The sequence below is a fragment of the Hydrogenovibrio sp. genome (assembly GCF_049975065.1).
Taxonomy (GTDB): Bacteria; Pseudomonadota; Gammaproteobacteria; order Thiomicrospirales; family Thiomicrospiraceae; genus Hydrogenovibrio.
Genome location: NZ_JBNGDN010000002.1, coordinates 47,553 through 55,187 on the forward strand (window position 1 = coordinate 47,553; position 7,635 = coordinate 55,187).

Genomic DNA, 7,635 nt, shown 5'->3' on the forward strand with positions numbered 1-7,635 from the left:
ATTTGCTGGGGGAAATCTCGCAGCGAGGCGGTTTCCACCTGCCAGAAACCGCGCTCCGGTTTATTGACCGGGTCGGGTGAGACGAAGGCTTTGACGGTATTGAGATGGCGGTGTCCGGCGATCCACATCAGCAGGTTGGGCGCGTCTTGCAGGGTGGCCACCAGCTCGGCCAAGGTGACGGCGTTTTGCTCGGTGGCATTGGGGTCTTTGTCGGATTCCCACCATTCCATGGCGGAACCAATGGCGGCGACGGCAATGGGGATGTGCGCGGCAATGATCATGAGCTGGTCATTGTCCTGACCGGCTTTGAGTTCGGTTTTGAGCCAATTCCAGCGTTTTTCATCAAGAAAGCCGTGGCCGTGAATGTCCTGGGAGCCGTCGGTATCCGACTGGGTATTGTCGAGCACAATCACTTTCAGCGGCACGCCTTGGTTGGGGATGAAGCTGTAGCAGGCAAAGCCGTTGTCCAGATCGGTGGGGTCAAGGTGATTGAACCCGTGTCCGCGCGGTTCGCTGTCGGTATTGAAGAATTCTTGCATCCATTCGGTGCGATGCAAGGGGCGGCGGTTCGGGTCTGCAGCAATGGTGGCCGGTGGCGCGTCACCGTAATTTGCGGTGTGGGTGATTTTGCCATAGGAGCTTTCGCCGTCGAGAACGCCCATGTAGTAAGTGGGGGTGCCGAGGCTTTCGCGGGTGTTGTAGTTCGCCGGAAAGGTGCCGGAATTGGGTTTTAACACATTGCCCACCGCCCAGACCTGGTTGGACGTGTAAGACTCGCGCAGCTCGTCATCAATGGCGAAAGAGCCGATGCAAAAGTGGTCGTGGTTGCCCAGCACCTGATACCAAGGGATGGTTTTGTTTAAACCGGCGGCTTGATACGGGATTTGATAATCGACTTGGCTGGCGCCCAGATGGTCACCGGAGCTGGGGCGAATCGGCTGGCCGTCCATGACATCAATGTACCAGCGTAATTCGTTGTATTGACTGCTGTTGCAGACATCGCCCAGTGAAATGCCGAAGTCAAACGGCGTTTTCTCGTGCAACACATTGAGGGTTTGCACCGCCGCATCGAGGACGTGAGTGGTGTAAGGCATGATGGGCGAGTAGATGGAGGTCATGGCGGCGGAGTAGATGGGGTCCATCTGTTGCAGGTAGATTAACTGGTTCGGCGCTTCTTTGTCGGTGATGTGGACATCGGTGATGGCAAAAAAGTGCCGTAATGTTTTCGAATCTTGAGTGTTCGGTGGCGTGTCCGGCTGGGTGTCCGCCATGATGTCGAAGCGTGGCTTGATCGCCAGTTGGCCACCGTAAGTGTACTGTCCGTATCCGTATTGGTTGTAGAGCGGTACTTTGGGAAGCTCTGTTTTGTAGAGTCCGGTGCCGGAATTGGGGGCATCTGGTTGCGGCGGCAAGTCAAATGACAGCATGCGTTCATTGGTTTTGGTTACATTGGGGTCGATGGGTTGTCTGGGCAAGGCGCTGCTGCGGCCATTGCCACTGCTGCACCCTGCGGCCAGTGATCCCAGAAACGTCCAAGAGACGGTGCCAAGGGAAAATTTGAGGAAATCACGGCGTCCCATATTGGAGAAGGCGGCGCTGATAGGCTGTTTGGAATCGTCTTGGCGGGTCATGGAGTTTCCTTTTTGGGCGATTGCGGTGATGAGCGAGGTGGTTAAATGGCCAGTCCTGCGGTGTTTTTATTCCCTGCTGAGCGGGGGTTCCACATGAAACCTTGCTGCGGACGCGGACGTTGTCCGTGCTTTACTGGAACCGGAGCCGCGACATCAACTGGAACTGGAACTGCAAATGGAGAAAACTTCAGGTAAAAACCGTCCATTCAGTTTTCTACTATAGGCTTAATGGTCGGGGCTGGCAATGAAAAAGGATGGGCACGTTTTCGCCAGGCCTGGTAAAAGAAGCCTAAAAGCCCCAAGAAGCCTTCAGGACTGTCGAGATAAGAGGGTGAAGTCGCGTTGATAATCGTTGAGTCGATTCAGCAAATGGGCTTGCTGCGCTGGACTGAGATTTTTGAGTGTGGCGTTCAGCAGCGTTACCAGCAGGGCGACATTGTGGCGGTATTGTGCTTTAAGCTCGGTATCCCAAAACAAACGGCGTTGCTCAAACAGGGTCAGCAGCTCGGTTTGGTTGACGTTGGGGGATGACGTTAACAGGGCTTCCAGCCGGTCGGCCCACTGTTTGCGTGCCGCCAGCAGACCGGGCGACATCCACTGGGTTTGTTGGGTAAAGGCTTGGATTCGCTGTTGCTGTTCCGGGCTTAACGCGCCCAGCCAATCGTCGAAAATTTCTTGCATTTTTTCCGCGCCTTTGCGACGTGCAGCCGCCTCGCCAATGGCGATATAGTCGTTGGCATAGTCTTGGTTTTTGGCACGGACATTGGTGATGAGTTCGCTTTTTTGTGCCTCCGTCAAGCTAGCAATCAGCGGGACGAAATCCACGCCGAACTGGTGGTAAAGCTGGTTAATAAACCCGTCCAGCCTGTCGATGTGCCGCTCAATGTCGTGCGGTGTCGGCTGGGCGACCACCGGCTTGAGACTGGCTACATACTGAGCATACAGCGGCAATTGTTCGGCGCGGTGCCAGTTTAGAAATTCGGTTAAGGTGGCGTCGAAAGCAGGCTGTTGCTGCGATTCGACCGAGACGTAATCCTCAAGATACCAAGGCAGCAGCCAATCCAGCTGGTTATATAAAAAACGGGTGGAACAGCTCGTCAGCGTCAGCGCCATCAGCAGAACTGCAATCATTTTAAACACCGTTTTCATATTGATGACTCTCGGTCTTTAAGGGGCGTGTTGGCGTCAACCGGCAGCAGTGCTTGCCATTGCGCCGGTTGGTTTTCATTGAGCCAGTTTTCCAGTGCAAATGCCGTCAGTGGGCGGTTTATCCAGTAGCCCTGTAAGGTTTCGCATCCGGCTTGGTGTAGATAGTGTCCTTGTTCGGCGCTTTCGACCCCTTCGGCCACCACCGTCATGCCGAGGTTGTGCGCCAGCTGAATCACGGTGTGGGTGAGCACCGCATCGTTGTTGTCCAGTGGCAGGCCATCGATAAAGGATTTATCAATTTTTAAAATGTTCAGCGGAAACGCCTTCAGGTAGTTGAGCGACGAGTAACCGGTGCCAAAGTCATCCACCGAAAGGCGAAACCCGGCCTGTGACAGTTGGTTGAGGCGGTGAATGTTCTCCTCCGCATCGGTCATAATGGCACGCTCGGTCAATTCCAATTCCACCGCATCGGCGGGCAGGTCGTGGTGAGCCAGCAAGGTTTGCAGACGCTCGATAAAGTTCGGTTGAGCCAACTGGATGGCGCTGAGATTGACGGCGATGCGCTGAATGGCGCAGCCGTTACGACGCCATTGGCTCAACTGGTGCAGACTTTGGTCAATGACCCAGTCCCCCACGGAGTTAATGCCGAGGTTTTGTTCCAAAATCGGGATAAACCGATCGGGCGGGATGGTGCCCAGTTTCGGGTTGTGCCAACGCAATAACACTTCTACCGTGTCTAAGCGCCCAGTGTGCAAATTCAGTTGGGGTTGATAGACCAATGAAAATTCATCGTTTTCCAAGGCGTTGTAGAGATGGGACTCTAAGGCGCTTTGTTGCAACAGGCTGGTTTCCAGTTCGGGATAAAAGTGCTGATATTGTCCGGGACCTTTTTGACGGGCAAACGACATGGCGGCGGTGGCGCGGCGGACAAGCGTTTCCGCCTTGCGTCCATCGCGCGGGTAGTGACTGAGGCCAGCATGGGCGGTGAAATGCAGGTCTTCGACTTCGATGACTGGAAATTGCTCAATCGCTTGCAGCAGTTGCTGGGCGAGTGTGTCCGCCTCGTCGCCATCGGGCGACACCAGCACCACGGCAAATTCAGCGCCTTGGATGCGTGCCAGAAAGGCGGGTTGATCGGATGGCATGACCTGTTGAAGGTGGGCGGCCAAGTGTTGCAGCAACCGATCGGCGACGTCGTGTCCGCGCGATTCCTGTACCTTGCGAAATTGGAAGATATTGATCACCATGACGTGCAGATGGTCGTCGTGATCCGCCTGCATTTGTTTTAAGGTGTCGATAAAATTGAGCTTGTTGGGCAGGCCGGTGATGCTGTCAAAATACGCCAGTTCGCGGATGTGTTCATTTTCTTGGCGTAATCGCACGCCGCGTAACCGCAGGCTGTAGAGCAAAACGACCATCAAGCTATAAGCCAGTAAGGCCGCCAGCGCGGTGAACAGAACCGGGGTGAAATCTAAGTCATTCGCGGTGATGCGGTGGCGGAACTGAAATTGCCAGGGCTGTTGATGGAGCAGCAGTTGTGTCTGATTTTGCAACTGAAACTCAAACGGCAATAACGCCAGCAAGCGGTCGGTGTCGTCCGGGACTTCGGTGAACGCTTGCGTGCTGGCCTGTGCAATGGCGTTGCTTTGATGGCGCGGGTTGAGTGACAGTTGCAGGGCGTAGTCGGGGGCGACGGTGTCGATGAGCGCCTGCGCCATGGCATCGCTTCGAATCCAGGCAAAGGCGATTCCAATCGGATCTGATGAGTGCTTATCAGGCGGGTTGAACCCGACCTTGAGCACCGGCGCAAAATAGGGGCGGATGACCAGTTGTCCGGCGTGGGGCGTCAGCGGCGGGGCGATAAACAGGCCGGTCGCTCTTTGGGTTTGCTGCGCCAAGGCTAAGGTTTGCGCAAAGTCTGTCAGGCTGGCGAGATCCTGTCCCAGATAGGGGGCAAAGTGCGGTCGAAAGGGAATGATCAGTTGAATTGGAAAATGCGTTGGGTGCGATAGGGTGCAGTTGGAGGGCACGGTTTCAAAACAGCGGATACGGTAGTTTTCAAACCCGGCGGCTCGCATGGTCTCGGTAAAGGTGCTCAGCTGCGCTTGCGTGATCGTGGGAGCCAGCCCGAACAGCGTGACCTCAACCACTTGTTTCAGTTGGCTTTCGGCGAATAAAATCTGGTTGTACCGATTCACTTCGTGGCTGTTCTGGTGCACGGAAATTAAGCCGCTGAGGGCGATTTCCAGTTTTTGATTTTGCGTTTGTTGCCAGGCCAGCAAACGCTGGGTTTCGAGGTGGAAATTGTCTTGTATCGGTCGCAGTTGTAATTTTAACTGCGCCAGCATGGCCGCGGCGATAAACAGCGCCCCCACCAGCAAAATCCCCCCTGTGAGCGACAGCGGAAACACATCGCGAAAGCGAATGGGCTTGAGCGGCGTCATTGCGACCACCCGGATGTGGCGATATTGCTTTGCAGTGAGATGGGCAGATTCAGGTGCAATTTATCCCAGATAAGTGGGTTCAGCGCAAACTGAAACCGCTGGTTCGCCACCACCGGAATGCGGTTTGGCGGCAGCCCTTCCAGAATCGCCAAGGCCGACAGTGCCGCCCACTCGCCTTGTTCTTCCGCACTGTTGACCACGCCGAGGGCGGCGTAGGGCATCATCCATTCATAGACGGTGACGCTGAGTTTTCGGGTGTGTTCCGCGACCCATTTCGGCAAGGCGTTTGTTTGCAACGATTTTGAATCCTGTAGCTCGGAATCTTGTCGCTCTGAATCCTTTTGAATCAGCGGAATCATATTACCGAGAATGACCGCATCCACCGAATCGTCTTGTTGCAATGCCAGAAATTGCGCTTGCCACTGCGTTAAATTGGATACCCAATGCACTTGGAGGGGTTCGGGCAGGTCGGGTGATTTTGCAAACGCCTGTGCATTTTTTTGCGCGGTGACGGTGGGCGTGCCGAGAAAGGCCATGCGTTTTATGCCCGGTGCGGCGCGGTGAATGAGATAGAGCAGATCGGAGATTTCTTTTCGCTCGATCATGCCGGTGGTGTTGCGGTAAGGCAGGCCATAGCTTAAGGCGGTGTCATTGACGCCGCAGAAGACAAAGGGGCGTTCGTGGTTACGATAGTGCGGTTGTAACACATAGCGCACCGCATTGTCGTCCGAGACAATCACCACGTCGGGATCGAGGCGTTCGATGAAGTCGCGTGCCGCCTCGCCACGCGCTTGGCGGTAGGATTCTTCTTTGAGATTTTTGGTGTCCATGTAAAAGGTGTGCAATTCGCACTGACCCACCAAATTGTGACGCAAGCCGTGTTCAATGCCGTCCTGCCAGACATACCCAGGCGTGTAAGAGGCCACGTAGACGCAACGGGGCATTGGTTGAGCCAAGGCGGATCCGCTCAACAACAGCCAAATCAGCAACAGGACAAGCTGCCAATTCGATTGCAAAGGTGGCAGAAAAGACGTTTGACGTTTTTGAGGCATTGCGCACATCATTAAGAATAGTTTCCATTTAAGGTTTTTTGATTTTAGCACCCTTTTTGCGAACCAACAATGACGAAAACTTGAGGGGCCATACTCTGACCCCTACTCAGTTTCGAGCCGCGACACAAAAAGGTTTTTGGGTCGGTTTTTCACCCCAATGGCATGGACAGTTTCGTAAAATGATCGCTTGGTTCAATGACAAGGAGCACCGCCGTGTGGCCGACATCCGATCATCCTTCTGAGCGATTACAGCACTGGTTTCCCCAGCGGCGACTGAGCGATTGGACACCGCTGCCCGCGGCGTTTGCCGACAGCAGCCATCAAGTGTGGCTGTATGATGATGGTCAAACGCGGGATGTGGTCAAGCTGATGGCGTGCGAGCCTTGTGCCGCAGAGGGTTTCTGGGGCGGGATGAAGGCGCTGTTTGCGGTGACTTTGCCACAGCAGCTGGCGCAATTCGAACGCTTATACCCAAGGGTCGCCCAAGCGAGCGAGTTGGCCATCCCGCTGGTAAAACGGCTTTTAAGGGTCACCACTGTGGGAAATGACCTAGCAGACCACAGCCTCACGCTGGGGGTGCAAACCGATTTTTTACCAGGCCTGGCGGTTTCGCCGCAGCATATAACAGAGCCGATGGTGCGGACGTTGGCGCGGCATTTGGCCGCACTGCATCAGGCGCCCGTGACGTTGGCGGAGCGCGAGGCGCTTCAACAGACGTTTTTACCAGGCCTGGCAAATTGGCTGACGTCTCTGGTTGGCGGCGGCGTGAGCGCCAGCGAGGTGGCGGGTTTGCAACAGCAAGTGGCCTCGGTGGGGGAACTGGGCGCACTTGGCTTGATTATGCCCGATTTACGCTGGGATCAGTTTTTGCAACAGGACGGGCGCTTAACCGGTTTGACCGATTTGGATGCGATCGTCGCAGGCCCGGTGGCCTTTGAGTGGGTGCTGCTGGAATTGCTGCTGACGGCGAAGGCGTTTGATGTCTTGTGTGACGAGTATCAGAAGTGGGCACCGATCCCGAGTGTCACCGACGTGCGTGAAGTGTATCGCGCGGCCTTGTTTGGCATGAACGTACTGGGTGGAACGAATTACCAGGCCTGGCAAAACCGCCCGCTGCGCTTGTGAGGCGTGTCAAAGGATGTTTCTCCAACCCCACCTGTTGACCACCGTTTAATGCACCCTCTGGCCACTGCTCGGGGTTGCAATCAGTGGTGGTTGGGGTGGTCGAGCTGGTTGAGGCGTTGTACCAATTCATCCAATGGGATTTGCAGCTTGTCGGCCACGTCTTTTGCGGACAGCTGAAAGTCGCGAATCATCTGAATGGCCGCTTCAAGCTTACCTTCTTGCTTGCCTTCTTGC

General features: G+C 55.2%; 5 protein-coding genes. 1 reads left to right on the plus strand and 4 read right to left on the minus strand.

Translation table 11 applies throughout. The annotated features are described in order from the left end of the window. The 4 genes from ACP5D0_RS00930 to ACP5D0_RS00945 all read right to left on the minus strand — a co-directional run. A partial coding sequence (locus tag ACP5D0_RS00930; protein ID WP_472363668.1) for a TIGR03768 family metallophosphoesterase occupies positions 1-1,631 on the minus strand: 1,631 nt, incomplete at its 3' end. Between the two features lie 309 nt (positions 1,632-1,940). Beyond that, positions 1,941-2,762: a DUF6279 family lipoprotein gene (locus ACP5D0_RS00935; RefSeq protein WP_472363669.1), complete on the minus strand. Its 822-nt coding sequence runs from the start codon at positions 2,760-2,762 to the stop codon at positions 1,941-1,943. A gap of 14 nt (positions 2,763-2,776) precedes the next feature. Continuing rightward, the gene (locus ACP5D0_RS00940; protein ID WP_472363670.1) at positions 2,777-5,224 is read right to left on the minus strand and encodes a bifunctional diguanylate cyclase/phosphodiesterase; all 2,448 of its coding nucleotides are present in this window, start codon (positions 5,222-5,224) and stop codon (positions 2,777-2,779) included. Next, entirely contained in the window at positions 5,221-6,276 is a 1,056-nt protein-coding gene (locus ACP5D0_RS00945) for an ABC transporter substrate-binding protein (protein ID WP_472363671.1), read from the minus strand. Before ACP5D0_RS00945 ends, ACP5D0_RS00940 begins: the two co-directional genes overlap by 4 nt. A gap of 213 nt (positions 6,277-6,489) precedes the next feature. On the opposite strand from ACP5D0_RS00945, the gene ACP5D0_RS00950 reads away from it, so the two are divergent. Continuing rightward, a complete protein-coding gene (locus ACP5D0_RS00950; protein ID WP_472363672.1) occupies positions 6,490-7,401 on the plus strand; it encodes a hypothetical protein in 912 nt (303 codons plus the stop codon). Positions 7,402-7,635 lie beyond the last annotated feature (234 nt).

Excerpts from the sequence above, each read along its gene's own strand:
- ACP5D0_RS00945 (WP_472363671.1), bottom strand. The coding sequence starts at position 6,276 with ATGCCTCAAAAACGTCAAACGTCTTTTCTGCCACCTTTGCAATCGAAT.
- ACP5D0_RS00940 (WP_472363670.1), bottom strand. The coding sequence starts at position 5,224 with ATGACGCCGCTCAAGCCCATTCGCTTTCGCGATGTGTTTCCGCTGTCG.
- ACP5D0_RS00935 (WP_472363669.1), bottom strand. The coding sequence starts at position 2,762 with ATGATTGCAGTTCTGCTGATGGCGCTGACGCTGACGAGCTGTTCCACC.